The organism is Streptomyces prasinopilosus (genome assembly GCF_001419695.1).
GTDB lineage: Bacteria > Actinomycetota > Actinomycetes > Streptomycetales > Streptomycetaceae > Streptomyces > Streptomyces prasinopilosus.
This window is the reverse complement of record NZ_LIRG01001053.1, coordinates 1-1,192: the sequence shown is the minus strand read 5'-3', so window position 1 is coordinate 1,192 and position 1,192 is coordinate 1. Positions and strand designations below refer to the sequence as shown.

1 protein-coding gene is annotated in these 1,192 nt (G+C 75.8%); it reads left to right on the top strand.

The window, feature by feature from the left end:
• Positions 1-282: 282 nt before the first annotated feature.
• Positions 283-1,131: a formate dehydrogenase accessory sulfurtransferase FdhD gene (gene fdhD, locus AOK18_RS30030; protein WP_055574085.1), complete on the top strand. Its 849-nt coding sequence runs from the start codon at positions 283-285 to the stop codon at positions 1,129-1,131.
• Positions 1,132-1,192 lie beyond the last annotated feature (61 nt).

Sequence of the window (1,192 nt, the reverse complement as noted above, 5' to 3'; positions counted from 1 at the left end):
GGGTGCGCCCCGCGGGGCGCCCGGATCTCCGCGCCCGGGGCCGGCCGTCGTTCGGGCCGGGGTGCGGGCCGGGGTTCGGCGGGCGGGCGGCGGGCACCTGGGACGAGTCGGCGCGGACGGAGACGGCGACGGTGTGCGCACGTGCGGGACAATGGGACGGTGAAGGTCACCTCACCGCACGACGGTGCCGGTGACCCACGGCACCCTGTGCGTCGAGGGCCGCTTCGGCCGCCGGCACGTACGGAACCGGGGCCGACCGGGAACCGACCAGGGACTGGGGACATGGGACGAGTCACAGAACGACGCAAGGTGGTCCGCATCCGGGACGGGGTGGTGTCCAGCCGCCCGGACACGCTCGTCACCGAGGAGCCCCTGGAGATCCGGCTGAACGGGAAGCCGCTGGCGATCACGATGCGCACCCCGGGGGACGACTTCGCGCTGGCCGTCGGCTTCCTGGTGAGCGAGGGGGTCCTGGCGACGGCGTCCGACCTGCGGAACGTCGTGTACTGCGCGGGCGCGACCGCCGACGGGGTGAACACGTACAACGTGGTCGACGTGCAGACCGCCCCCGGCGTGCGGATCCCGGACGTCACGCTCGAGCGCAACGTGTACACGACCTCGTCCTGCGGCCTGTGCGGCAAGGCGAGCCTGGACGCGGTGCGCACCACGACCCGCCACCCGATCGCCGACAGCCCGCCCCTGCGCCTCACCCCGGAGCTGCTGGCCGCTCTGCCCGACCGGCTGCGCGCCTCCCAGCGGGTCTTCGACCGGACGGGCGGCCTGCACGCGGCGGCCCTGTTCGACGAGGCCGGCGAGCTGCTGGACGTCCGGGAGGACGTGGGCCGGCACAACGCGGTCGACAAGCTGGTCGGCCGCGCCCTGCAGGGCGGGGGCCTGCCGCTGTCCCGAGCCGTCCTGATGGTCTCCGGCCGTGCCTCCTTCGAGCTGGCGCAGAAGGCGGTCATGGCGGGCATCCCCGTGCTCGCGGCCGTCTCGGCGCCGTCCTCGCTGGCCGTGGACCTGGCGGCGGAGACGGGTCTGACGCTGGTCGGGTTCCTGCGCGGCAGCTCCATGAACGTGTACGCGGGTGAGGACCGCGTAGCGCTGCGGACCGCGGCGGCCCGGGGCTGACCCGGTCCCCCGCGGCACGGCGGCGGGGCCCCCGCCGGCGGGGAGCGCCCCCGCGCCGCGG

Bases quoted from the DNA above. Each gene is read 5' to 3' on its own strand.
- fdhD (WP_055574085.1), top strand. From the start codon at position 283: ATGGGACGAGTCACAGAACGACGCAAGGTGGTCCGCATCCGGGACGGG.